This is a genomic window from Eubacterium sp. CAG:156, from assembly GCF_000434315.1.
Classification (GTDB): domain Bacteria; phylum Bacillota; class Clostridia; order Lachnospirales; family Lachnospiraceae; genus Eubacterium_U; species Eubacterium_U album.
Genome location: NZ_FR878149.1, coordinates 1 through 20582, shown reverse-complemented (window position 1 = coordinate 20582; position 20582 = coordinate 1). Strand labels below are relative to the sequence as shown.

Here is a 20582-nt window from a genome sequence, read left to right as displayed (position 1 = left end):
ATGACCAATGGTTATATATTACAATTTGAGAAAATAAAAGTCAATAAAAGCAGAAAACTACCTATTATATATAGAAGAAAGAAATTAAAGAGTAAATTATGAGATTTAAATTTAAAAATGAATTTTGAAATGATAGTGTAGAAAAAGTATTGATAAATAGCCAAATTAAGTAAAATAAAATTTTTTGAAAAAATGGTTGCAATTTATATTTTCATGTTGTATACTAATTCATGCTGTGACATTGATAGCGTTGAAACGAGAGGTTGCTACAGTAATGTAGGTTTTCCGCGGAGCGAATGTCAAGTTAGGAAACTGGCGACAAGTCACTGTACTAAAAACGAGTCCACCATAGAAGTGGAAACACGTGGGTAAGTTGTGAATAATCACAAAACACACGGAAAGGTTGTACAGTCACCGCTTGTCGTGCTAATAGTACGAAAAGGAGGCGGCTTTTTTTATGGCACAAGTAATGAGAATCACATTAAAGGCTTATGATCACAAATTAATCGATCAGTCAGCTGCAAAAATTGTTGAAACTGCAAAGAGTTCAGGAGCAGAAGTTAGTGGCCCTGTACCACTTCCAACAAAGAAGGAAGTAATCACAATTCTTAGAGCTGTACATAAGTACAAAGACTCAAGAGAACAGTTTGAACAGAGAACTCATAAGAGACTCATTGATATTGTTACACCAACACAGAAAGCAGTAGATGCTTTGGCAAGATTAGAAATGCCAGCAGGTGTATATATCGACATTAAGATGAAGAATAAATAATTCATCGCAATTTACTTATTTTAATAGGTAAAAAACGAAATAGTGAATTATCCTTGAAGGTTTAAATAGATTGAACTGTTCTAGGATGATCGCGGTGGCGCGATCCGCTGTAGATTAACAGGAGGTAATTAATATGAAGAAAGCTATTTTAGCTACAAAGGTTGGAATGACTCAGATTTTCAACGAAGATGGAAGTTTAGTACCAGTAACCGTTCTTCAGGCTGGACCATGTGTAGTAACACAGGTTAAGACAGTAGAAAATGATGGATACAGTGCTGTACAGGTTGGATTCGGTGAAAAGAGAGAAAAGTTAGTCAACAAGCCAATGAAAGGTATGTTTGACAAAGCTGGAGTTCCTTACAAGAGATTTGTAAGAGAATTTAAGTTTGAAAATGCTGAAGAGTATTCAGTGAAAGACGAAATCAAGGCAGACATCTTTACTGCTGGAGACAAAGTTGACGCATCAGCAATTGCAAAGGGAAAAGGATTCCAGGGTGCAATTAAGAGACATGGTCAGTCAAGAGGACCTATGGCTCACGGTTCTAAGTATCATAGACATGCCGGATCAAACGGTGCATGTTCAAGCCCAAGCAAGGTGTTTAAAGGAAAGAAAATGCCAGGTCATATGGGTGCTAAGAAGGTAACAACACAGAACCTTGAAATTGTTAGAGTTGATGCAGAAAACAACTTAATCCTAGTAAAGGGCGCTGTACCAGGACCTAAGAAAGCTTTAGTAACTATTAAAGAAACATGTAAGTCTGGTAAGTAGATTTTGGAAGGAGGAACACGCAGATGGCAAAAGTATCTGTTTTAAATATGGAAGGTAAACAGGTTGATGAAATCGAATTAAACGATGCCGTATTTGGTGTAGAAGTTAAAGAAAACTTAGTGCATCAGGCAGTATTGAGTCAGCTTGCTAATAACCGTCAAGGAACACAGAAAGCTAAAACTCGTTCAGAAGTTAGCGGTGGCGGAAGAAAGCCTTGGAGACAGAAGGGAACTGGTCATGCAAGACAAGGTTCTACAAGAGCTCCACAGTGGACAGGCGGCGGAGTTGTATTCGCACCAGTTCCAAGAGATTATTCATTCAAGATGAATAAGAAAGAAAAAAGAGCAGCTCTTAAGTCAGTATTGACAGACAGAGTTAATGAAAATAAGTTTATCGTAGTTGACGACATTAAGTTTGAAGCACCTAAGACAAAAGATTTTGTAAAGATGATGAACAACTTAAATGTAAGTAAAGCATTGGTTGTATTAAAAGACAATGATGTAAATGCTGTAATGTCAGCTAAGAACATCCCTACAGTAAAAACTGCTTTAACTAACACAATTAATGTTTATGACATTCTTAAATATGATGTTGTAGTTATCGATAAGGCAGCTGTAGCAACAATCGAGGAGGTGTATGCATAATGGCAGATATCAAATATTATGACGTAATCCTCTCTCCAGTAATTACTGAGAAGAGCATGAACGCTATGGCAGATAAGAAATATACATTCTACGTACACACAGATGCAACTAAGACTCAGGTTAAAGAAGCAGTTGAAAAAATGTTCGAAGGAACAAAGGTTGCTAAAGTTAACACAATGAACTTAGAAGGAAAGAATCGTAGAAGAGGAATGACAATTGGAAAGACAGCTAAGAAGAAGAAAGCTATCGTTCAGTTGACAGAAGACAGTGCAGATATTGAAATCTTCGCTGGTTTATAAAGATAATAAGTAAACGCAAGAAAAGCGTGATGACAAATTGAATTCGAAAGGAGAATAAAAATGGGAATTAAGACATTTAACCCATATACCCCTTCAAGAAGAGCTATGACTACTCTTGATAATGCAGAAATTACTAAAGCAACTCCTGAAAAATCTTTAGTAGTATCTCTCAAGAAAAATGCTGGTCGTAACAATCAGGGTAAAATTACAGTAAGACATCATGGTGGTGGTTCAAGAAGAAAATACAGAATCATCGACTTCAAGAGAAATAAAGTTGATATTCCTGCTACAGTTATTAGCATCGAATATGATCCAAATAGAACTGCAAACATCGCATTAATCAGTTATGCAGATGGTGAAAAGGCTTACATCCTTGCTCCTAACGGACTTAAGGTTGGAGCTACAGTTATGAACGGTGAAAATGCAGAAGTTAAAGTTGGTAACTGTTTACCACTTTCAGCTATCCCTGTAGGTACAGAAGTTCATAACATTGAATTATATCCAGGTAAGGGCGGACAGTTAGTTCGTGCAGCTGGAAATGCAGCACAGTTAATGGCTAAAGAAGGAAAGTATGCAACACTTAGACTTCCTTCAGGAGAAATGAGAATGGTTCCAGTTATTTGCCGTGCAACAGTTGGTACAGTAGGTAACATTGAACATGGTCTTGTAAATATCGGTAAAGCCGGACGTAAACGTAATATGGGTATTAGACCTACAGTTCGTGGTTCTGTTATGAACCCTAATGACCATCCACACGGTGGTGGTGAAGGACGTGCACCAATCGGACGTTCTGGCCCATGTACACCTTGGGGTAAACCAGCACTTGGTTTGAAGACTCGTAAGAAAAATAAGAAGTCTAACAAGTTAATCATTAGAAGACGTGACGGAAAGAACATGAAATAAGGAGGTAGGAACTAATGGCTAGATCATTAAAAAAAGGCCCATTCGCGGATGAGAGCTTATTAAAGAAAGTCGAAGCTATGAACGCTTCAGGTGACAAGTCTGTTATTAAAACTTGGTCACGCCGTTCAACAATTTTTCCACAGATGGTTGGACATACAATCGCTGTTCATGACGGTAGAAAGCATGTGCCAGTATATGTAACTGAAGATATGGTTGGACATAAACTTGGTGAATTTGTTGCTACTAGAACTTATAGAGGACACGGTAAAGACGAAAAGAAGGGTAGATAATACCTGTAGATTTTGAAAGGAGGTCTCATCTATGGCTAAAGGACATAGATCCCAGATAAAGAGAGAAAGAAATGCTAATAAAGATACTAGACCATCAGCTAAGTTGTCTTACGCTAGAGTGTCAGTACAGAAGGCATGTTTCGTATTAGATGCGATCAGAGGAAAAGACGTAGAGTCAGCAATCGGTATTTTAACATACAACCCAAGATACGCATCAAGCGTTATATTAAAATTATTACAGTCAGCAATTGCAAATGCTGAAAACAACAACAATATGGATGTTAGCAAACTTTATATTGCTGAGTGTTACGCAGGTAGCGCTCCAACAATGAAGAGAATTAAACCTAGAGCACAGGGTAGAGCTTATAGAATCTTAAAGAGAAATAGCCACATTACAATCGTGCTCGATGAAAGATAGGAGGCAAAGTATGGGACAGAAAGTTAATCCACATGGCTTAAGAGTCGGAGTTATTAAGGACTGGGACTCAAAGTGGTACGCTGAAGCTGATTTTGCAGACAATCTTGTTGAAGATTACAAAATCAGAGAATATCTTAAAAAGAAATTATACAGCGCAGGTGTTTCTAAGATTGAAATCGAAAGATCATCTGACAGAGTGAGAGTAAACATTTATACAGCTAAGCCTGGTATCGTAATCGGTAAGGGTGGCGCTGAAATTGAAAAAGTTAAAGCTGAAGTTCAGAAAATGACAAGCAAGAAGTTATTTATGGACGTTAAAGATATCAAGAGACCTGACAAGGACGCTCAGTTAGTAGCTGAAAACATTGCTACACAGTTAGAAAACCGTGTATCTTTCAGAAGAGCAATGAAGTCTACAATGTCAAGAACAATGAAGAGTGGAGCTTTAGGAATTAAGGCTGCATGTTCAGGACGTCTTGGTGGTGCTGATATGGCTCGTACAGAATTCTATAGTGAAGGAACAATTCCACTTCAGACATTACGTGCCGATATCGAATATGGTTTCGCTGAAGCTGATACAACTTACGGAAAAGTAGGTGTTAAGGTTTGGATTTACAACGGCGAAATACTTCCAACTAAAGAAGGGAGCGATAAATAATGTTAATGCCTAAGAGAGTTAAACATAGAAAACAGTTTCGTGGTTCTATGAGAGGTAAAGCAACAAGAGGAAATAAGATCACTTACGGTGAATTTGGTATTGTTGCAACAGAACCAGCTTGGATTAAGTCAAATCAGATTGAAGCAGCTCGTATTGCTATGACTCGTTACATCAAGCGTGGTGGTAAAGTTTGGATTAAAATTTTCCCAGATAAACCAGTAACTACAAAACCAGCTGAAACACGTATGGGTTCCGGTAAAGGAACACTTGAATATTGGGTAGCAGTTGTTAAACCAGGACGTGTAATGTTCGAAATCTCTGGTGTTCCTGAAGAAATAGCTAGAGAAGCATTACGTCTTGCTACACACAAGCTTCCAGTAAAATGTAAGATTGTTTCACGTGAAGATTTAGAAGGCGGTGATAACAGTGAAAATTAAGACATATGTAGAAGATTTAAAGACAAAATCAGCTGCAGAATTAAATGATGAATTAGTAGCTGCTAAAAAGGAATTATTTAATTTAAGATTCCAGAACGCAACAAACCAGTTAGACAACACAAGCAGAATCAAAGAAGTTAGAAAAAATATTGCTAGAATTCAGACAGTAATATTTGAAAAGACAAACGCTGCTGAATAGTTTTAGGTTAATCCAATCCACTACAGGTGGAAAGTTAAGAAAGGAGAAATTGTTGTGGAAAGAAATTTAAGAAAAACACGTACAGGTAAAGTTGTAAGTGATAAGATGGATAAGACAATCACAGTTGCTGTAGAAGATCATGTAAAGCATCCATTATACAACAAGATCGTTAAAAGAACTTATAAGTTAAAAGCTCATGACGAAGAAAACCAGTGCGGAATTGGTGATACAGTAAGAGTTATGGAAACAAGACCATTATCAAAAGATAAGAGATGGAGACTTGTAGAAATTATTGAAAAGGCAAGATAATTTGCCTGGATTATAGAAGGAGGAATACAGCATGATTCAACAGGAAAGTAGACTTAAAGTTGCTGATAACACAGGAGCTAAAGAATTACTTTGCATCAGAGTTATGGGCGGATCTACAAGAAGATACGCAAGTATCGGTGACGTAATCGTTGCTACTGTAAAAGATGCAACACCAGGCGGTGTTGTTAAAAAAGGTGATGTAGTAAAGGCCGTAGTAGTTCGTACTGTTAAAGGCGCTCGTCGTAAAGATGGTTCATACATCAGATTTGACGAAAATGCAGCTGTAATTATAAAAGATGATAAGACCCCAAGAGGAACTCGTATTTTTGGGCCGGTAGCCAGAGAATTAAGAGAGAAACAGTTCATGAAAATTGTTTCTTTGGCACCAGAAGTATTATAGGAGGTGTGCTTAGATGTCAGCTATGAAGATTAAAAAAGGCGACACTGTTAGAGTAATCGCTGGTAAAGATAAGTTTAAAGAAGGAAAAGTTTCTTCTGTAGACAAAAAGAACAATAAGGTTACTGTTGAAGGTGTCAACATGCGTACAAAGCACACAAAACCAAGTGCTCAGAACCAGAATGGTGGCATTGTAACACAGGAAGGACCAATTGATGCTTCAAATGTAATGTATGTTCATAAGGGACAGCCAACAAGAGTTGGATACAAATTTGAAGACGGAAAGAAAGTTCGTGTTGCAAAATCAACAGGCGAAGTTATTGATTAATTGAGAGAGGAGGTCCGGAAAGTTGAGTAGACTTAAGGAGACTTATAAGAATGAGATTATGGATGCCATGACAAAGAAGTTCGGTTATAAGAACGTAATGCAGGTACCTAAGCTTGATAAAATTGTAATTAACATGGGCGTTGGCGAAGCTAAAGAGAACGCTAAGATTTTAGATACAGCTGTTAAAGATCTTGAAATTATTTCAGGACAGAAGGCTGTTGTAACAAGAGCTAAAAACTCAGTAGCTAACTTCAAATTAAGAGAAGGACAGCCAATCGGATGTAAAGTTACTCTTAGAGGAGAAAAGATGTACGAATTCTTAGATAGATTAGTAAACCTTGCACTTCCTCGTGTACGTGACTTTAGAGGAGTTAACCCAAATGCATTCGACGGAAGAGGAAATTATGCTTTAGGAATTAAAGAACAGTTAATTTTCCCTGAAATTGAATACGATAAAGTAGACAAAGTTAGAGGTATGGACATAATTTTTGTTACTACAGCTAACACAGATGAAGAAGCTCGTGAATTATTGACATTATTTAATATGCCATTTGCAAAATAGTTTTAGGAGGTAAATCCATGGCTAGAACTGCTATGAAAGTTAAACAGCAACGTAAAGCTAAATTCTCTACACAAGAATACAGTCGTTGTAGAATTTGTGGTCGTCCACATGCTTATTTAAGAAAATACGGAATTTGCAGAGTTTGCTTCCGTGAATTAGCATACAAAGGACAGATACCAGGCGTTAAAAAAGCAAGCTGGTAAGAGATAAATTGATAGGAGGAAAGAAACATGACTATGAGTGATCCAATCGCAGATATGCTTACAAGAATCCGTAACGCAAACACTGCTAAACATGATACAGTTGATGTTCCTGCATCAAAGATGAAATTAGCTATCGCTGAAATTCTTTTAAATGAAGGATATATCAAGAAGTATGAAGTCATTGAAGACGGTAATTTTAAAACAATCAGAATCACATTAAAATATGGTAAAGATAAGAATGATAAAGTTATTTCAGGAATCAAGAAGATTTCTAAGCCGGGTCTTCGTGTTTACGCTAGTAAAGACGAACTTCCAAGAGTTCTTGGAGGACTTGGAATTGCAATCATTTCTACAAACAAAGGTGTGGTTACAGATAAAGTTGCAAGAAAAGAAAACGTTGGTGGAGAAGTTCTCGCTTTCGTTTGGTAGGAAGAAAATAACGTTAAGAGATGAGATAAGATTGAAGAGTTTCTCTTCTTTCTTAGTCCAACTCTTCATTATTAATAAGGAGGTAACGGCATGTCACGTATAGGAAGAATGCCTATCGCTATACCAGCAGGAGTAACTGTTGATATTGCAGAAAATAATAAGGTGACTATTACAGGACCTAAGGGAACTCTTGAAAGAGTATTACCTGCGGAAATGGAAATTAAAAAAGACGGTGAAGAAATCATCGTTAGCAGACCAAATGATTTAAAGAAAATGAAATCATTACACGGTCTTACAAGAACACTTATCAACAATATGGTTGTTGGTGTTACAGAAGGATACCAGAAAGTTCTTGAAATCAACGGTGTTGGTTACAGAGGACAGAAACAGGGAAATAAATTAATTCTTTCATTAGGTTATTCACATCCAGTAGAAATGGAAGATCCAGAAGGAATCACAGTTGAAATGGATGGACAGAATAAGATAATAATTAAAGGTATTGATAAAGAAAAAGTAGGCCAGTACGCTGCTGAAATCAGAACAAAGAGAGCACCTGAACCTTACAAAGGAAAAGGTATCAAATATGAAGATGAAGTTATCAGACGTAAAGTTGGTAAGACTGGTAAGAAATAATTAAAGGAGTGTAAGAAATGATTAGTAAGAAATCAAGAAGCGAAATTCGTGTTAAAAAGCATAACAGACTGCGTAATCATTTAAGTGGAACAACAGAATGTCCACGTTTAGCAGTTTTCAGAAGTAATAATCATATGTATGCTCAAATTATTGACGATACAGTTGGAAAGACTCTTGTAGCTGCTTCAACACTTGAAGCTAAGAAAGAGTTAGAAAAAACTAATAACGTTGATGCTGCAGCATATGTAGGTAAGCTTATTGCTGAAAGAGCAATTGAAAAAGGTATTAAAGAAGTTGTTTACGATAGAGGCGGCTTTATATATCAGGGTAAAGTTAAAGCATTAGCTGATGCAGCTAGAGAAGCTGGATTAGAATTTTAGTTGAGGAGGATAACACACATGAGACGTGAAATAATTGATGCAAGTCAGTTAGAATTAGAAGAAAAAGTAGTGTCTATCAAACGTGTTACTAAGGTTGTTAAAGGTGGACGTAATGCCAGATTCTCAGCTTTAGTAGTAGTTGGAGACAAAAATGGACACGTTGGTGCAGGCGTTGGAAAAGCAGCTGAAATTCCTGAAGCTATTCGTAAAGGTAAAGAGGATGCTATGAAGAGTCTCGTAAGCGTACCAATGGATGAAAATAAGAGTGTAACATTTGATACAATCGGTAAATTCGGAAGTGCTTCTGTATTACTTAAGAAGGCTCCAGAAGGTACTGGTGTAATCGCTGGTGGTCCTGCTCGTAGTGTAGTTGAACTTGCAGGTATTACAAACATCCGTACAAAATCTTTAGGATCTAACAATAAGCAGAACGTAGTTCTTGCTACAATTGAAGGTTTAGCTTCATTAAAGACTCCAGAAGAAGTAGCTGCACTTCGCGGTAAATCTGTTGAAGAGATTTTAGGCTAGTAGGAGGTAATTAGAAATGGCAGATAAATTAAAAATTACTTTGGTAAAATCAACAATTGGAGCAGTTCCAAAGAATAGAAAAACTGTTGAAGCTTTAGGTCTTACAAAGATTAACAAGACAGTTGAAATGCCTGACAACGCTGCAGTCAGAGGTATGATTCAGAAAGTTAGACATTTAGTAAAAGTTGAAGAAATATAATCAATAGATAGGAGGTGCGACAATGGATTTATCAAATTTAAAGCCAGCAGATGGTTCAAAGCATAGTGATAATTTCAGAAGAGGCCGTGGACATGGTTCAGGAAATGGCAAGACAGCAGGTAAGGGTCACAAAGGACAGAAAGCTCGTTCAGGAAGCCCAAGACCTGGTTTCGAAGGTGGTCAGATGCCATTATATAGAAGAATTCCTAAGAGAGGTTTTACATGTATTAATTCAAAGAAAATAGTAGGTATTAATGTAAGTGCATTAGAAAGATTTGATAATGACACTACAGTTACTGTAGAAACTCTTTTAGAAAGCGGAGTTATTAAGAATCCACGTGATGGCGTTAAGATTCTTGGTAATGGCGAATTAACAAAGAAGCTTACAGTAAAAGTTAATGCTTTTAGTGAAGGAGCAAAAGCTAAGATTGAAAGCCTTGGCGGAACATGTGAGGTGATCTAATGTTAGAAACACTTCGTAATGCTTTAAAAGTTAAAGAAATAAGAAAAAGATTATTGTACACATTTATGATGTTAGTAGTAGTAAGATTAGGTAGTCAGATACCACTTCCATTTGTAAATGGTGATACAGTTAAATCAATAACATCACAGTTTAGCGAAGGGGCTTTCAGCTTCTTCGCTGCTATTACAGGTGGTTCAATGGAAAATATGTCTATTTTCGCATTGAGTATTACACCTTACATTACAGCTTCCATCATCATCCAGTTATTAACAATTGCAATTCCTAAGTTAGAGGAAATGCAGAAAGATGGTGAAGAAGGAAGAAAGAAACTTGCAGAAATTACAAGATATGTAACAGTAGCATTAGCACTTATCGAAAGTACAGCCATGACAATTGGATTTGCAAATCAGGGATTGTTTAATACAGATACAATCACAATCTCAAATATGAGTACATTCCGTCATGTTGGTGTAATCGTTATGGGCGTTGTTGCTATGACAGCCGGTTCAGCAGCACTTATGTGGATTGGTGAACAAATTACAGAAAGTGGTGTTGGTAATGGTATTTCTATCGTGTTAGTAATTAACATTGTATCAAGAATGCCAAGTGATATTGCCGGATTATTTACAAATTATGTAACAGGAGCAAGTTCAATTGGTGGAAAGATTTTAGCGATTATTATTATAATTGCTGTAGTAGTTGGAATTATTGCTTATGTAGTATGGCTTCAGGATGGTGTTCGTCACATCGGCGTTCAGATGTCTCAGAAAGTACAGGGAAGACGTCAGGTTGGTGGACAACAGTCAACAATTCCTTTGAAAGTTAATACTGCAGGTGTTATCCCAATTATCTTTGCATCATCAATTTTGCAATTCCCAGTTGTAATTGCACAATTTTTTGGAAAAACACCTGAATGGACAAACTATTTAAGTCAGTCACATTGGTGTAATCCTGCACATATGAAATATTCAATCGGATTTGTTGCTTACATAGTAATGATTATATTCTTTGCATATTTCTATACTTCAATAACATTTAACCCTAGAGAGGTTGCTAAGAACCTTAACGACAGAGGTGGATTTATTACAGGTATCAGAAGTGGTAAGCCAACAGTAGAATATTTGACAAATATATTAAACTACATTATTTTAATTGGAGCAATCGGACTTATTATTGCAGCTTGTATTCCAATTGTAGCTTCAGGAGTTGCTGGAGCAAATGTTTCTTTTGGTGGTACATCAATAATCATCATTGTAGGTGTTATTCTTGAAACAATAACAACAGTTAAATCAATGATGACAGAACGTAAGTATCAGAATGTAAAAGGAATCTTTTAGTAGCATAGGGGGCAGTCACCAGACTAGTCCCCTTGATTGCTAGAATAGAAAAATTAAGAAGTTGTGAGGATTGTAAACTATGAAAATAATTATGTTAGGCGCGCCTGGTGCAGGAAAAGGAACACAGGCAAAGATGATCGCTGAGAAATATAATATACCACATATTTCTACAGGGGATATTTTTAGAGCAAATATTAAAAATGGAACTGAATTAGGGAAAAAAGCTAAGGAATATATTGATCAGGGACAGTTAGTACCGGATGAATTAACATTAGACTTAGTTATGGATAGATTTAAAAAAGATGACTGTAAAAACGGTTATGTATTAGATGGTTTTCCAAGAACTATTCCACAGGCACAGGCTTTAGATGAAGCGTTAAAAGCAATTGGCGAGAAAGTTGATTATGCAATTGATGTTGATGTGCCGGATGAAAATATCGTAAGAAGAATGGGTGGAAGAAGAGCTTGCGTATCTTGTGGAGCAACATACCACGTTGTATACAACCCAACTAAGGTTGAAGGCAAGTGTGACAGATGTGGAAACGATTTAATAATAAGAGATGATGATAAACCGGAAACAGTTTTGAAAAGATTAGATGTTTATCATAAACAAACACAGCCTTTAATTGATTATTATAATGAACAAGGCGTATTAAGAAGTGTTGATGGTACAATTGACATGAATGATGTGTTTGCTGCGATAAATGATATTTTAGGAGCATAACAATGGCGGTAACAATTAAATCAGAGAGAGAAATTGAACTCATGAGACAGGCAGGCAAGTATATTGCAATGGCTCACGCAGAGTTAGAAAAAGAAGTAAAGCCTGGAATGAGTACTTATCAAATTGATAAAATTGGTGAAGAAATAATTAGAAGTTATGGTTGTATTCCTACATGCTTAGGCTATGAAGGATATCCTGCTTCATTGTGTATTTCTGTTAATGATGAAGTAGTACATGGAATTCCAAGAAAAGACCGTTTTGTAGAAAATGGTGATATTGTCAGCTTAGATTTTTGTTTAAGCTATAAAGGATATCAGTCTGATTGCGCCAGAACATTGGCAATTGGAGAAATAAGTGATGATGCAAAACAGTTAATCGAAGTGACAAAACAATGTTTTTTTGAAGGAATTAAATATGCTAAAGAAGGTTGCCATTTATATCAGATATCAGCAGCTATAAATGATTATGCTGATAAATTCGGATATGGTGTAGTAAGAGACTTAGTAGGACATGGTATTGGTAGAGAAATGCATGAAGACCCACAAATTCCAAACTTCAGACAAAGAAGAAGAGGAATGAAGTTACAGGCTGGAATGACATTGTGCATAGAACCTATGATAAATATGGGAAGAGCAGATGTAGCATTTATGGATGATGATTGGACAGTAGTAACAGATGATGGAAGTTTAGCAGCTCATTATGAAAATACAGTTCTTATTACAAAAGGAGAACCGGAAATACTTACTTTGATTTAACCGAAAAAAAGGAGGATATATAAATGTCTAAAGCAGATGTAATTGAAATAGAAGGAAAGGTAATTGAAAAATTACCAAACACAATGTTTCGTGTTGAATTGGAAAATGGACATGTAGTATTAGCTCATATAAGTGGAAAACTTCGCATGAACTACATTAAAATTTTACCAGGAGACAAAGTAACAATTGAGATGTCACCATATGATTTATCTAAAGGAAGAATTATCTGGAGAGATAAATAATATGGTTGATAAATAAATTTAAAAGTTTTTGTTGCTATATTTTGACAAGTGTGTTAATATATATAACGGACTTTTTTTGAAAGGAGGATTTTTCAATGAAGGTAAGATCATCAGTTAAACCAATTTGCGAAAAATGCAAAGTCATTAAAAGAAAGGGAAGCGTTAGAGTTATCTGCGAAAATCCTAAGCATAAACAGCGTCAGGGTTAATTTCTGACATATTGAGTGAATATTTGGTTGTATTCACTTGTTTGTGCACTTTAAGAAGTTGTGTAATATCACAACGAATTAATTTGCGGCTGCAGTAGCAATATGCTACTATTAGATATTAGTAGTAAGAGAATTTTCAAGTACGTTTTCTTACTATATTAATCAGCGAATAGCTGAGAAACAGAATGTGGATGCTTAAAAATTGCTGATTAAGCATCAAGAAACAATTTAACGTTAGGTTACATGGGTGCGCACAACATTTCAGACGTGCAAAGCACGGGCTGCGTAATTTGTGGAACTTATCAATTTAACTAATGGAGGTTATACACATGGCTCGTATTTCAGGTGTTGATTTACCAAGAGAAAAGAGAGTTGAAATTGGCTTGACTTATATTTATGGAATTGGACTTCCAAGCTCACAGAGAATTTTAGCTGAAGCTAATGTAGATCCTAACACACGTTGTAAAGATTTAACAGACGATGAAGTTAAGAAGATTAGCGAAGTTATCGATGCAAGCCAGACTGTTGAAGGTGATTTAAGAAGAGAAATCGCTTTAAACATTAAGAGATTACAAGAAATTGGATGTTACAGAGGAATTCGTCATAGAAGAGGACTTCCTGTTCGCGGTCAGAAGACAAAGACTAATGCAAGAACAAGAAAAGGTCCAAAGAGAACTGTAGCAAATAAGAAGAAATAGTACCCATAAGGGAGGTTAGTTTAAAATGGCTAAAAAAGTTACAAAGAAAGTGACAAAAAAGCGTATTAAGAAAAACGTTGAACACGGACAGGCACATATCCAGGCATCATTTAACAATACAATTGTTACATTAACAGATGCTGAAGGAAATGCTTTATCATGGGCAAGTGCTGGTGGTCTAGGATTTAGAGGTTCAAAGAAATCTACTCCTTATGCAGCTCAGATGGCAGCTGAAACTGCAACAAAAGCAGCTTTAGTACATGGCTTAAAGACAGTAGATGTTATGGTTAAAGGTCCAGGTTCAGGTAGAGAAGCAGCAATTCGTGCTTTAGCAACTTGTGGACTTGAAGTTACAAGTATCAAGGATGTTACTCCTGTTCCACATAATGGATGTCGCCCACCAAAGCGTAGAAGAGTCTAATTTAGGAGGGAATAGAAATGGCAGTAAATAGAGTTCCTGTTCTTAAAAGATGTAGATCTCTCGGTTTAGATCCGATTTATTTAGGAATAGACAAGAAATCAAATAGAAACTTAAACAGATCTAGTAGAAAAATGAGTGAATATGGACTTCAGTTAAGAGAAAAACAGAAAGCTAAATTCATTTATGGTGTTTTAGAAAAACCTTTCAGAAATTACTTCAAGAAGGCTTCAAAGATGCCAGGTCAGACAGGTGAAAACCTTATGATTTTATTAGAACGTAGACTTGATAATGTTGTATTCCGTATGGGATATGCTAGAACAAGAAAAGAAGCAAGACAGATTGTTGATCACAAGCACGTATTAGTAAACGGAAAGCAGGTTAACATTCCTTCTTACTTAATCAAAGCAGGCGATGTTATCGAAATTAAAGAAGGTTGCAAGTCATCACAGAGATACAAAGATATCGTAGAAGTGACTGGCGGAAGAACAGTTCCATCATGGCTTGAAGCAGACCAGGAAAATCTTAAGGGTGAAATTAAAGAACTTCCAAAGAGAGAAGAGATTGATGTTCCCGTAGATGAAATGCTTATTGTCGAATTATATTCTAAATAAGCTTAAGCAATTCCCAATAAAGGAGGGGCTAATTAGTGTTCGATTTTGAAAGACCAAATATAATAACAGAGAAATCAGAAGATGGTAGATATGGTAAGTTTGTTGTAGAACCTCTTGAAAGAGGTTACGGAACAACACTTGGCAATGCATTAAGAAGAATTATGCTTTCTACATTACCAGGTGCAGCTGTAAGCCAGATTAAAATTGACGGAGTTCTTCATGAATTCAGTTCAATACCAGGTGTAAAAGAAGATGTTACTGAAATAATTTTAAATATCAAACAGCTTGCTATTAAAAACAATAGTGCTACTAATGAACCAAAGGTTGCACATATTGAAGCAAGTGGAGATTGTGTTGTAACAGCAGCTGATATTCAAGTAGATTCTGATATTGAGATTTTAAACCCAGAGTTGGTTATTGCAACACTTAACGGTGGCGCAGACAGCAAGCTTAGTATGGAATTAATTATCACAAAAGGCAGAGGATACATTAGTGCTGACAAGAATAAGAATGATAGTTTACCAATCGGCGTAATTGCTGTAGATTCAATCTACACACCAGTTGAAAGAGTAAATATGTCAGTACAGAATACTCGTGTAGGCCAGGTAACTGATTTTGATAAACTTACATTGGATGTTTATACAAACGGCACTTTGGAAACAGACGAAGCTGTTAGTTTAGCAGCTAAGGTTCTCAGCGAACACTTAAAACTGTTTATTGATTTGTCAGAAAATGCAAGAAATGCAGAAGTAATCGTAGATGCTGTAGATGATGAAATCGATAAAGTGTTAGAAATGAACATTGATGAGTTGGAATTATCAGTTCGTTCATACAATTGTTTGAAGAGAGCAGGTATCAATACAGTTGAGGAATTAACAAACAAGACTCCTGAAGATATGATGAAGGTTAGAAACTTAGGCCGTAAATCATTAGATGAAGTGCTTGCGAAGTTGAAAGAACTCGGCCTTGAATTGAGACCAAGCGATGAAAACTAATATTTATTAGTTTAAATATTATGGAGGTAAGAAAATGGCAGGTTATAGAAAACTTGGAAGAACTTCAAGTCAAAGAAAAGCTTTAATTAGAGGTCAGGTTACAAGTCTTTTAAATAACGGCAAGATTGTTACTACTGAAGCAAGAGCTAAAGAAATTCGTAAAGTTGCTGAAGGTCTTATTGCATTAGCAGTTAAAGAAAAAGATAACTTTGACGAAGTAACAGTTGTAGCTAAAGTAGCTCGTAAAGATAAAGATGGCAAGAATGTTAAAGAAGTCGTAGACGGCAAGAAAGTAACAGTATATGATGAAGAACAGAAGACAATCAAGAAAGATCAGCCTTCACGTCTTCATGCTAGACGTCAGATGAACAAAGTTCTTTACGATGTAACAGAAAATGCTACAGGTAAGAAGAAAGACAGAAAGAAAGTTGACTTAACTAACAAGTTATTTGATGAAATTGCTCCAAAGTATGCAGATCGTAATGGCGGATATACAAGAATTGTAAAAATCGGTCAGAGAAAAGGTGATGCTGCAATGGAAGTATTACTTGAATTAGTATAATAAATAAAGTTTAACTTATATATAAAACGGACAAATGTTGTTGATAAGGCAATGTTTGTCCGTTTTGTTATATCAGCTTTTTGTCAAGCATGGGGTTAATCCAAATTGTAAGAAAAGATAAATAAGTAATTATATTTTGCTACGCCAAATAAAACCAATAACAAAATTTTGACTATTATAAGGTGAAATATAAAACTATATAGAAAAAATTATTGCTATAATTTCAATTATGTGCAAAAATAAAGCGTGAATAAAACTTGAAATTCAAAACAATTTGAGGATATGACATGGGAATAATTAATATAAAACATTTGGTTCATAAATTTAAAGACAATGATGAAAATGCAGAAATAATAACAGCCATTGATGGCGTAGATCTTGATGTAGAAGAAGGACAGTTTATTGCAATATTAGGTCATAATGGTTCAGGTAAATCGTCTTTGGCAAAACATATTAATGCGTTGCTTGCTCCGACTGAAGGAACAGTTTTAATATCCGGGATGAATACTAAAGATGAAAAGAAAATTTGGGATATAAGACAACAGGCAGGAATGGTATTTCAGAATCCTGATAATCAGATTGTATCGGCTGTTGTTGAAGAAGATGTAGCATTTGGACCAGAAAATCTGGGTGTTCCAACCGAAAAAATATGGGAACAGGTAAATTATGCGCTAAAAGCAGTTGATATGACTGCGTATAGACTTCATTCTCCAATGAAATTATCAGGCGGACAGAAGCAAAGAGTAGCAATAGCAGGAATAATAGCAATGGAACCTAAATGCATTATATTAGACGAACCTACAGCAATGCTTGATCCAATTGGAAGGGAAGAAGTTATTTCAACATTAGAAGAACTGAACAAGGCTAAAAATATAACAATTATCTTAATTACACATCATATGAGTGAAACTATACATGCAGATAAAATATTTGTAATGAATAAGGGAAAAATAGAATTACAGGGAACACCAAGAGAAGTTTTTGCTGAAGTTGAAAAAATGAAGGAATTAGGACTTGAAGTTCCGCAGGTTACAGAATTAGGCTTTGAATTACAAAAGGAAGGCTTAAACATAAAAAATGGGACATTAGAGATAGATGAGTTAGTAGATGAGATAGTTAGGGTATACAATAATAACTAGGAGGCCAAAATGGGAATACGACTTGAAAATGTATGCTACACATATGGCAGTGATACTACAAGTGAAATAAAAGCGTTAAATAACGTTAATTTGGAAATAAATAAAGGTGAATTTGTTGCAATTATAGGACACACAGGCTCTGGAAAATCAACATTAATACAGCATTTTAACGGATTGGAAAGACCAAAGAGCGGAAATGTATTTTATAATAATGAAAATATATATGAAAATAATTATGATTTGCGAAAACTTAGATGCAAAGTCGGGCTTGTTTTTCAATATCCGGAGCATCAGTTATTTGAAGAAACAGTGCTTAAAGATGTCTGTTTCGGTCCAATGAATATGGGAATGAGCAGGGAAGAAGCAGAAAAAAAGGCTAAATTAGTGCTTGAACAGGTTGGAATAAACGAAAAATGCTATAACAAATCTCCTTTCGAACTGTCAGGCGGACAAAAAAGAAGAGTAGCAATAGCAGGAGTTCTGGCTATGAATCCAGAAATAATAGTCTTAGATGAACCAACTGCGGGATTAGATCCAAAAGGAAGGGATAAAATTTTAAATAGAATTAAAGAATTACATGATAATACAGGCATAGGAGTTGTTTTGGTGTCTCATAGCATGGAAGATGTAGCAAATTATGCACAGCGCCTTATCGTAATAAATAATGGTAAGATAAAATATGATGGAATGCCAAAGGATGTATTTAAGCATTATAAAGAATTAGAAAAGATGGGACTTAAAGCACCCCAGATTACGTATATTATGCATAAGTTAAAAGAAAAAGGATTAGATGTAGATGAGAATGTTATAACAATTGAAGAAGCACGTGAAAATATTATGCAATGTCTAAATAGAAAAGACATTTAGAACAATAGTAATAATATATAGAAAGGTATGCAAAGTCGTAATTTAATAGATACTAAAAAGACTTTGAATTAGATAGATAAATGGCAGAAATAACATTAGGACAATATTATCCTGAAAATTCAATAATTCATAAATTAGATCCTAGGGTAAAACTATTTGGCACTTTAATATTTATAATAGCTATTTTTTCAACAAATAACATTATAGGATTACTTGCAATTGTAATGTTTTTGGCAATTATAATAAAAATATCTAAAGTACCATTTGCAAAAATAATAAAAGGGATAAAAGGAATATTATTTTTACTTGTATTTACGATAGTGTTAAATATTTTATTTACCCCAGGAACACCAATTATAACATTTTGGATAATTAAAATAACTAAAGAAGGATTAATAACAGGTGGATTTTTAACATTTAGATTAACATTTTTAGTGTTGAGTACATCTGTTTTGACATTAACCACTACACCTAACGATTTATCAGACGGATTGGAAAAATCATTTGCATTTTTAAATAAAATACACTTTCCGGTACATGAAATGGCAATGATGATGTCTTTAGCCTTAAGGTTCATTCCGACTTTAGTTGAGGAAACAGAGAAAATAAAAAAAGCTCAAATGGCAAGAGGAGCAGACTTTGAAACAGGCGGACTTATGCAGCGTGTTAAAAGTTTAATACCATTGTTAGTACCACTATTTGTTTCTTCTATAAGAAGAGCGCTGGATTTAGCAATGGCTATGGAAGCGAGATGTTATCATGGTGGCAATAGAACAAAATTAAAACCACTTGTTTATAAGAAAAAGGATAAAATATCATATTTAGTATTAGTTGGCTTTTTGTGTGTGATATTAGGAGCAGGATTTGTTACGAATAATTTAGTGATGTTTAAATTTCTGAGCATAAAAGCAAGCTAAAATATGATAAATATATTAGTAAAAATAAAATTGTATTAATAAACAATAGAAAAATAAAATAAGTTATTAATAATTTGCAAATATAATCTTGTAATATATACAATTAATCGTTTATTAGGAGAATTATAAATAAATGAAGAGAGTAAAATTAATTATAGCGTATGATGGCACAAATTATTGTGGATGGCAAATACAAATAAATGGAATAACTGTAGAGGAAGTGCTTAATAAAGCTATAAGTGAATTGACAGGAGTAGAAACAGCTGTTATTGGAGCGAGTAGAACTGATTCGGGGGTCCATGCTATGGGAAATGTAGCTGTTTTTGATACGGAATCAAAAATTCCGGGTGAGAAATTTTCATTTGCATTAAATCAAAGACTGCCTAATGATATTAGAATACAAAAATCAGAGGAAGTTCCGCTGGAATGGCATCCGAGATTTTGTAATAGTACAAAAACATATGAATATAAGATTTTAAATAGAAAATTTGATATGCCAACGCAGAGACTATATACCCACTTTGTATATATGCCCTTAAATGTTGAAAAAATGAAAGAAGCAGCAAAATATATAGTAGGGGAACATGACTTCGCAAGTTTTTGCTCATCGGGAAGTCAGGTTGAAAGTACAGTTAGAACCGTATATAGATTAGAGGTAGATAAAAATGACGATGTCATATCAATAATAATATCTGGTAATGGGTTCTTATATAATATGGTGAGGATAATTGTAGGTACTTTAATAAAAGTAGGATTGGGAGTTTATCCACCAGAATATGTAAAAGAAATAATAGAGGCAAAAGATAGAAATGCAGCGGGACCTAAAGCACCGGCATGTGGCTTAATGCTGGTTAAGATAGACTATGAGGATTGAATGAAAAAATAACTATAAACTAAAGTCTAAGAAGAAATAGAAAATATGATGATTCCACCATATAGAAGATTATTCTATATAGTGGAATTTTCTTTATTAATTGCACAAAATATTAAAGTTAGACAAATAAAGAGGGTAGAATTTAAATTTGCAAGATAACATACAAATGAAGAATGAAGAAAAATAAATAAAATTGAAAAAAAGTGTTGACAATTGTATATAAAAGTTGTATTCTATTCAAGCTGACTGTTGAGACAGCAGTTCAGACAGAAAAATTTAATTGATTCTAAGTTTTGAATAACGAAGAAAAAATTAAAAAACATAAAAAAGTTGTTGACAAAGCAAAACAATCGTGATAATATAAACGAGTTGCTGCTGAAACGGCAACAAGCAAAACAAGAACATTGATAA

The 20582-nt window shown here is 34.9% G+C and carries 35 protein-coding genes; all 35 read left to right on the top strand.

What is annotated here, in order from left to right; genetic code table 11:
• Window positions 1-457: 457 nt before the first annotated feature.
• The gene (gene rpsJ, locus ABMA45_RS03960; protein WP_022088586.1) at window positions 458-772 is read left to right on the top strand and encodes a 30S ribosomal protein S10; all 315 of its coding nucleotides are present in this window, start codon (window positions 458-460) and stop codon (window positions 770-772) included.
• Window positions 773-905: 133 nt separating this feature from the next.
• Window positions 906-1541, top strand: coding sequence for a 50S ribosomal protein L3 (gene rplC, locus ABMA45_RS03955; protein ID WP_022088585.1), 636 nt, complete (start codon window positions 906-908; stop codon window positions 1539-1541).
• Window positions 1542-1564: 23 nt separating this feature from the next.
• Entirely contained in the window at window positions 1565-2185 is a 621-nt protein-coding gene (rplD, locus tag ABMA45_RS03950) for a 50S ribosomal protein L4 (RefSeq protein ID WP_022088584.1), read from the top strand.
• Complete coding sequence (gene rplW / locus ABMA45_RS03945) at window positions 2185-2484, top strand: 50S ribosomal protein L23 (protein ID WP_022088583.1); 300 nt, start codon at window positions 2185-2187, stop codon at window positions 2482-2484. Before rplD ends, rplW begins: the two co-directional genes overlap by 1 nt.
• Before the next feature lie 60 nt (window positions 2485-2544).
• Complete coding sequence (rplB, locus tag ABMA45_RS03940) at window positions 2545-3387, top strand: 50S ribosomal protein L2 (RefSeq protein ID WP_022088582.1); 843 nt, start codon at window positions 2545-2547, stop codon at window positions 3385-3387.
• A 14-nt stretch (window positions 3388-3401) separates the two neighbouring features.
• On the top strand, window positions 3402-3677 hold the full coding sequence (gene rpsS / locus ABMA45_RS03935) for a 30S ribosomal protein S19 (RefSeq protein ID WP_022088581.1): 276 nt from the start codon (window positions 3402-3404) through the stop codon (window positions 3675-3677).
• 31 nt (window positions 3678-3708) lie between these two features.
• On the top strand, window positions 3709-4095 hold the full coding sequence (gene rplV / locus ABMA45_RS03930; RefSeq protein WP_022088580.1) for a 50S ribosomal protein L22: 387 nt from the start codon (window positions 3709-3711) through the stop codon (window positions 4093-4095).
• Window positions 4096-4105: 10 nt separating this feature from the next.
• Window positions 4106-4753 carry a 30S ribosomal protein S3 gene (rpsC, locus tag ABMA45_RS03925; RefSeq protein ID WP_022088579.1) on the top strand — a complete coding sequence of 216 codons (648 nt, stop codon included), beginning with the start codon at window positions 4106-4108 and terminating at the stop codon, window positions 4751-4753.
• Complete coding sequence (gene rplP / locus ABMA45_RS03920) at window positions 4753-5190, top strand: 50S ribosomal protein L16 (RefSeq protein ID WP_022088578.1); 438 nt, start codon at window positions 4753-4755, stop codon at window positions 5188-5190. The genes rpsC and rplP overlap by 1 nt, the downstream gene beginning before the upstream one ends.
• Window positions 5180-5389: a 50S ribosomal protein L29 gene (gene rpmC, locus ABMA45_RS03915; RefSeq protein WP_022088577.1), complete on the top strand. Its 210-nt coding sequence runs from the start codon at window positions 5180-5182 to the stop codon at window positions 5387-5389. The genes rplP and rpmC overlap by 11 nt, the downstream gene beginning before the upstream one ends.
• A 54-nt stretch (window positions 5390-5443) precedes the next feature.
• Entirely contained in the window at window positions 5444-5698 is a 255-nt protein-coding gene (rpsQ, locus tag ABMA45_RS03910; RefSeq protein ID WP_022088576.1) for a 30S ribosomal protein S17, read from the top strand.
• Window positions 5699-5729: 31 nt separating this feature from the next.
• On the top strand, window positions 5730-6098 hold the full coding sequence (rplN, locus tag ABMA45_RS03905) for a 50S ribosomal protein L14 (RefSeq protein WP_022088575.1): 369 nt from the start codon (window positions 5730-5732) through the stop codon (window positions 6096-6098).
• A gap of 13 nt (window positions 6099-6111) precedes the next feature.
• Window positions 6112-6423 carry a 50S ribosomal protein L24 gene (gene rplX, locus ABMA45_RS03900; RefSeq protein ID WP_022088574.1) on the top strand — a complete coding sequence of 104 codons (312 nt, stop codon included), beginning with the start codon at window positions 6112-6114 and terminating at the stop codon, window positions 6421-6423.
• A gap of 22 nt (window positions 6424-6445) precedes the next feature.
• Complete coding sequence (rplE, locus tag ABMA45_RS03895) at window positions 6446-6985, top strand: 50S ribosomal protein L5 (protein WP_022088573.1); 540 nt, start codon at window positions 6446-6448, stop codon at window positions 6983-6985.
• 17 nt (window positions 6986-7002) lie between these two features.
• Window positions 7003-7188: a type Z 30S ribosomal protein S14 gene (locus ABMA45_RS03890; protein ID WP_022088572.1), complete on the top strand. Its 186-nt coding sequence runs from the start codon at window positions 7003-7005 to the stop codon at window positions 7186-7188.
• A gap of 27 nt (window positions 7189-7215) precedes the next feature.
• Window positions 7216-7617: a 30S ribosomal protein S8 gene (gene rpsH, locus ABMA45_RS03885; RefSeq protein WP_022088571.1), complete on the top strand. Its 402-nt coding sequence runs from the start codon at window positions 7216-7218 to the stop codon at window positions 7615-7617.
• Window positions 7618-7707: 90 nt separating this feature from the next.
• A complete protein-coding gene (rplF, locus tag ABMA45_RS03880) occupies window positions 7708-8250 on the top strand; it encodes a 50S ribosomal protein L6 (protein WP_022088570.1) in 543 nt (180 codons plus the stop codon).
• A gap of 17 nt (window positions 8251-8267) precedes the next feature.
• Entirely contained in the window at window positions 8268-8630 is a 363-nt protein-coding gene (gene rplR / locus ABMA45_RS03875) for a 50S ribosomal protein L18 (RefSeq protein WP_022088569.1), read from the top strand.
• A gap of 18 nt (window positions 8631-8648) precedes the next feature.
• Complete coding sequence (gene rpsE / locus ABMA45_RS03870; RefSeq protein ID WP_022088568.1) at window positions 8649-9158, top strand: 30S ribosomal protein S5; 510 nt, start codon at window positions 8649-8651, stop codon at window positions 9156-9158.
• A gap of 16 nt (window positions 9159-9174) precedes the next feature.
• Entirely contained in the window at window positions 9175-9357 is a 183-nt protein-coding gene (gene rpmD / locus ABMA45_RS03865) for a 50S ribosomal protein L30 (protein ID WP_022088567.1), read from the top strand.
• A 22-nt stretch (window positions 9358-9379) separates the two neighbouring features.
• The gene (gene rplO / locus ABMA45_RS03860) at window positions 9380-9820 is read left to right on the top strand and encodes a 50S ribosomal protein L15 (RefSeq protein ID WP_022088566.1); all 441 of its coding nucleotides are present in this window, start codon (window positions 9380-9382) and stop codon (window positions 9818-9820) included.
• Window positions 9820-11157: a preprotein translocase subunit SecY gene (secY, locus tag ABMA45_RS03855; RefSeq protein WP_022088565.1), complete on the top strand. Its 1338-nt coding sequence runs from the start codon at window positions 9820-9822 to the stop codon at window positions 11155-11157. Before rplO ends, secY begins: the two co-directional genes overlap by 1 nt.
• A 79-nt stretch (window positions 11158-11236) precedes the next feature.
• Window positions 11237-11881, top strand: coding sequence for an adenylate kinase (locus ABMA45_RS03850; RefSeq protein WP_022088564.1), 645 nt, complete (start codon window positions 11237-11239; stop codon window positions 11879-11881).
• 2 nt (window positions 11882-11883) lie between these two features.
• Window positions 11884-12636, top strand: a complete 753-nt coding sequence (gene map, locus ABMA45_RS03845; RefSeq protein WP_022088563.1) for a type I methionyl aminopeptidase — start codon at window positions 11884-11886, stop codon at window positions 12634-12636.
• Window positions 12637-12659: 23 nt separating this feature from the next.
• Window positions 12660-12878: a translation initiation factor IF-1 gene (infA, locus tag ABMA45_RS03840; protein WP_022088562.1), complete on the top strand. Its 219-nt coding sequence runs from the start codon at window positions 12660-12662 to the stop codon at window positions 12876-12878.
• Window positions 12879-12973: 95 nt separating this feature from the next.
• The gene (gene rpmJ / locus ABMA45_RS03835; protein ID WP_022088561.1) at window positions 12974-13087 is read left to right on the top strand and encodes a 50S ribosomal protein L36; all 114 of its coding nucleotides are present in this window, start codon (window positions 12974-12976) and stop codon (window positions 13085-13087) included.
• Window positions 13088-13416: 329 nt separating this feature from the next.
• Entirely contained in the window at window positions 13417-13785 is a 369-nt protein-coding gene (gene rpsM, locus ABMA45_RS03830; protein ID WP_022088560.1) for a 30S ribosomal protein S13, read from the top strand.
• Window positions 13786-13810: 25 nt separating this feature from the next.
• Complete coding sequence (rpsK, locus tag ABMA45_RS03825; RefSeq protein WP_022088559.1) at window positions 13811-14206, top strand: 30S ribosomal protein S11; 396 nt, start codon at window positions 13811-13813, stop codon at window positions 14204-14206.
• Window positions 14207-14223: 17 nt separating this feature from the next.
• The gene (gene rpsD / locus ABMA45_RS03820) at window positions 14224-14817 is read left to right on the top strand and encodes a 30S ribosomal protein S4 (RefSeq protein ID WP_022088558.1); all 594 of its coding nucleotides are present in this window, start codon (window positions 14224-14226) and stop codon (window positions 14815-14817) included.
• 35 nt (window positions 14818-14852) lie between these two features.
• On the top strand, window positions 14853-15812 hold the full coding sequence (locus ABMA45_RS03815; protein WP_022088557.1) for a DNA-directed RNA polymerase subunit alpha: 960 nt from the start codon (window positions 14853-14855) through the stop codon (window positions 15810-15812).
• Between the two features lie 34 nt (window positions 15813-15846).
• Window positions 15847-16374, top strand: a complete 528-nt coding sequence (locus tag ABMA45_RS03810) for a bL17 family ribosomal protein (RefSeq protein WP_022088556.1) — start codon at window positions 15847-15849, stop codon at window positions 16372-16374.
• Window positions 16375-16661: 287 nt separating this feature from the next.
• Window positions 16662-17513: an energy-coupling factor transporter ATPase gene (locus tag ABMA45_RS03805; RefSeq protein WP_022088555.1), complete on the top strand. Its 852-nt coding sequence runs from the start codon at window positions 16662-16664 to the stop codon at window positions 17511-17513.
• A gap of 9 nt (window positions 17514-17522) precedes the next feature.
• A complete protein-coding gene (locus tag ABMA45_RS03800) occupies window positions 17523-18380 on the top strand; it encodes an energy-coupling factor transporter ATPase (protein WP_022088554.1) in 858 nt (285 codons plus the stop codon).
• Window positions 18381-18460: 80 nt separating this feature from the next.
• On the top strand, window positions 18461-19297 hold the full coding sequence (locus ABMA45_RS03795; RefSeq protein WP_022088553.1) for an energy-coupling factor transporter transmembrane component T family protein: 837 nt from the start codon (window positions 18461-18463) through the stop codon (window positions 19295-19297).
• Between the two features lie 133 nt (window positions 19298-19430).
• Window positions 19431-20171 (top strand): tRNA pseudouridine(38-40) synthase TruA, encoded by a 741-nt coding sequence (gene truA / locus ABMA45_RS03790; protein WP_022088552.1) that lies wholly within the window; start codon window positions 19431-19433, stop codon window positions 20169-20171.
• The last annotated feature ends 411 nt before the right edge of the window (window positions 20172-20582 follow it).

What these genes read in the sequence shown, in the direction of transcription:
- rpsS (WP_022088581.1), top strand. Translation starts at nt 3,402, where the DNA reads ATGGCTAGATCATTAAAAAAAGGCCCATTCGCGGATGAGAGCTTATTA.
- rpsJ (WP_022088586.1), top strand. Translation starts at nt 458, where the DNA reads ATGGCACAAGTAATGAGAATCACATTAAAGGCTTATGATCACAAATTA.
- rpmJ (WP_022088561.1), top strand. Translation starts at nt 12,974, where the DNA reads ATGAAGGTAAGATCATCAGTTAAACCAATTTGCGAAAAATGCAAAGTC.
- rpsE (WP_022088568.1), top strand. Translation starts at nt 8,649, where the DNA reads ATGAGACGTGAAATAATTGATGCAAGTCAGTTAGAATTAGAAGAAAAA.
- rplX (WP_022088574.1), top strand. Translation starts at nt 6,112, where the DNA reads ATGTCAGCTATGAAGATTAAAAAAGGCGACACTGTTAGAGTAATCGCT.
- rplR (WP_022088569.1), top strand. Translation starts at nt 8,268, where the DNA reads ATGATTAGTAAGAAATCAAGAAGCGAAATTCGTGTTAAAAAGCATAAC.
- secY (WP_022088565.1), top strand. Translation starts at nt 9,820, where the DNA reads ATGTTAGAAACACTTCGTAATGCTTTAAAAGTTAAAGAAATAAGAAAA.
- rplF (WP_022088570.1), top strand. Translation starts at nt 7,708, where the DNA reads ATGTCACGTATAGGAAGAATGCCTATCGCTATACCAGCAGGAGTAACT.
- rpsC (WP_022088579.1), top strand. Translation starts at nt 4,106, where the DNA reads ATGGGACAGAAAGTTAATCCACATGGCTTAAGAGTCGGAGTTATTAAG.
- rplW (WP_022088583.1), top strand. Translation starts at nt 2,185, where the DNA reads ATGGCAGATATCAAATATTATGACGTAATCCTCTCTCCAGTAATTACT.
- rpsK (WP_022088559.1), top strand. Translation starts at nt 13,811, where the DNA reads ATGGCTAAAAAAGTTACAAAGAAAGTGACAAAAAAGCGTATTAAGAAA.
- ABMA45_RS03800 (WP_022088554.1), top strand. Translation starts at nt 17,523, where the DNA reads ATGGGAATACGACTTGAAAATGTATGCTACACATATGGCAGTGATACT.
- rpsM (WP_022088560.1), top strand. Translation starts at nt 13,417, where the DNA reads ATGGCTCGTATTTCAGGTGTTGATTTACCAAGAGAAAAGAGAGTTGAA.
- rplV (WP_022088580.1), top strand. Translation starts at nt 3,709, where the DNA reads ATGGCTAAAGGACATAGATCCCAGATAAAGAGAGAAAGAAATGCTAAT.
- rplD (WP_022088584.1), top strand. Translation starts at nt 1,565, where the DNA reads ATGGCAAAAGTATCTGTTTTAAATATGGAAGGTAAACAGGTTGATGAA.
- rpsH (WP_022088571.1), top strand. Translation starts at nt 7,216, where the DNA reads ATGACTATGAGTGATCCAATCGCAGATATGCTTACAAGAATCCGTAAC.
- ABMA45_RS03805 (WP_022088555.1), top strand. Translation starts at nt 16,662, where the DNA reads ATGGGAATAATTAATATAAAACATTTGGTTCATAAATTTAAAGACAAT.
- rplB (WP_022088582.1), top strand. Translation starts at nt 2,545, where the DNA reads ATGGGAATTAAGACATTTAACCCATATACCCCTTCAAGAAGAGCTATG.
- rplN (WP_022088575.1), top strand. Translation starts at nt 5,730, where the DNA reads ATGATTCAACAGGAAAGTAGACTTAAAGTTGCTGATAACACAGGAGCT.
- ABMA45_RS03810 (WP_022088556.1), top strand. Translation starts at nt 15,847, where the DNA reads ATGGCAGGTTATAGAAAACTTGGAAGAACTTCAAGTCAAAGAAAAGCT.
- ABMA45_RS03850 (WP_022088564.1), top strand. Translation starts at nt 11,237, where the DNA reads ATGAAAATAATTATGTTAGGCGCGCCTGGTGCAGGAAAAGGAACACAG.
- rplO (WP_022088566.1), top strand. Translation starts at nt 9,380, where the DNA reads ATGGATTTATCAAATTTAAAGCCAGCAGATGGTTCAAAGCATAGTGAT.
- map (WP_022088563.1), top strand. Translation starts at nt 11,884, where the DNA reads ATGGCGGTAACAATTAAATCAGAGAGAGAAATTGAACTCATGAGACAG.
- ABMA45_RS03795 (WP_022088553.1), top strand. Translation starts at nt 18,461, where the DNA reads ATGGCAGAAATAACATTAGGACAATATTATCCTGAAAATTCAATAATT.
- rplP (WP_022088578.1), top strand. Translation starts at nt 4,753, where the DNA reads ATGTTAATGCCTAAGAGAGTTAAACATAGAAAACAGTTTCGTGGTTCT.
- rpsD (WP_022088558.1), top strand. Translation starts at nt 14,224, where the DNA reads ATGGCAGTAAATAGAGTTCCTGTTCTTAAAAGATGTAGATCTCTCGGT.
- rplC (WP_022088585.1), top strand. Translation starts at nt 906, where the DNA reads ATGAAGAAAGCTATTTTAGCTACAAAGGTTGGAATGACTCAGATTTTC.
- ABMA45_RS03890 (WP_022088572.1), top strand. Translation starts at nt 7,003, where the DNA reads ATGGCTAGAACTGCTATGAAAGTTAAACAGCAACGTAAAGCTAAATTC.
- infA (WP_022088562.1), top strand. Translation starts at nt 12,660, where the DNA reads ATGTCTAAAGCAGATGTAATTGAAATAGAAGGAAAGGTAATTGAAAAA.
- rpmD (WP_022088567.1), top strand. Translation starts at nt 9,175, where the DNA reads ATGGCAGATAAATTAAAAATTACTTTGGTAAAATCAACAATTGGAGCA.
- truA (WP_022088552.1), top strand. Translation starts at nt 19,431, where the DNA reads ATGAAGAGAGTAAAATTAATTATAGCGTATGATGGCACAAATTATTGT.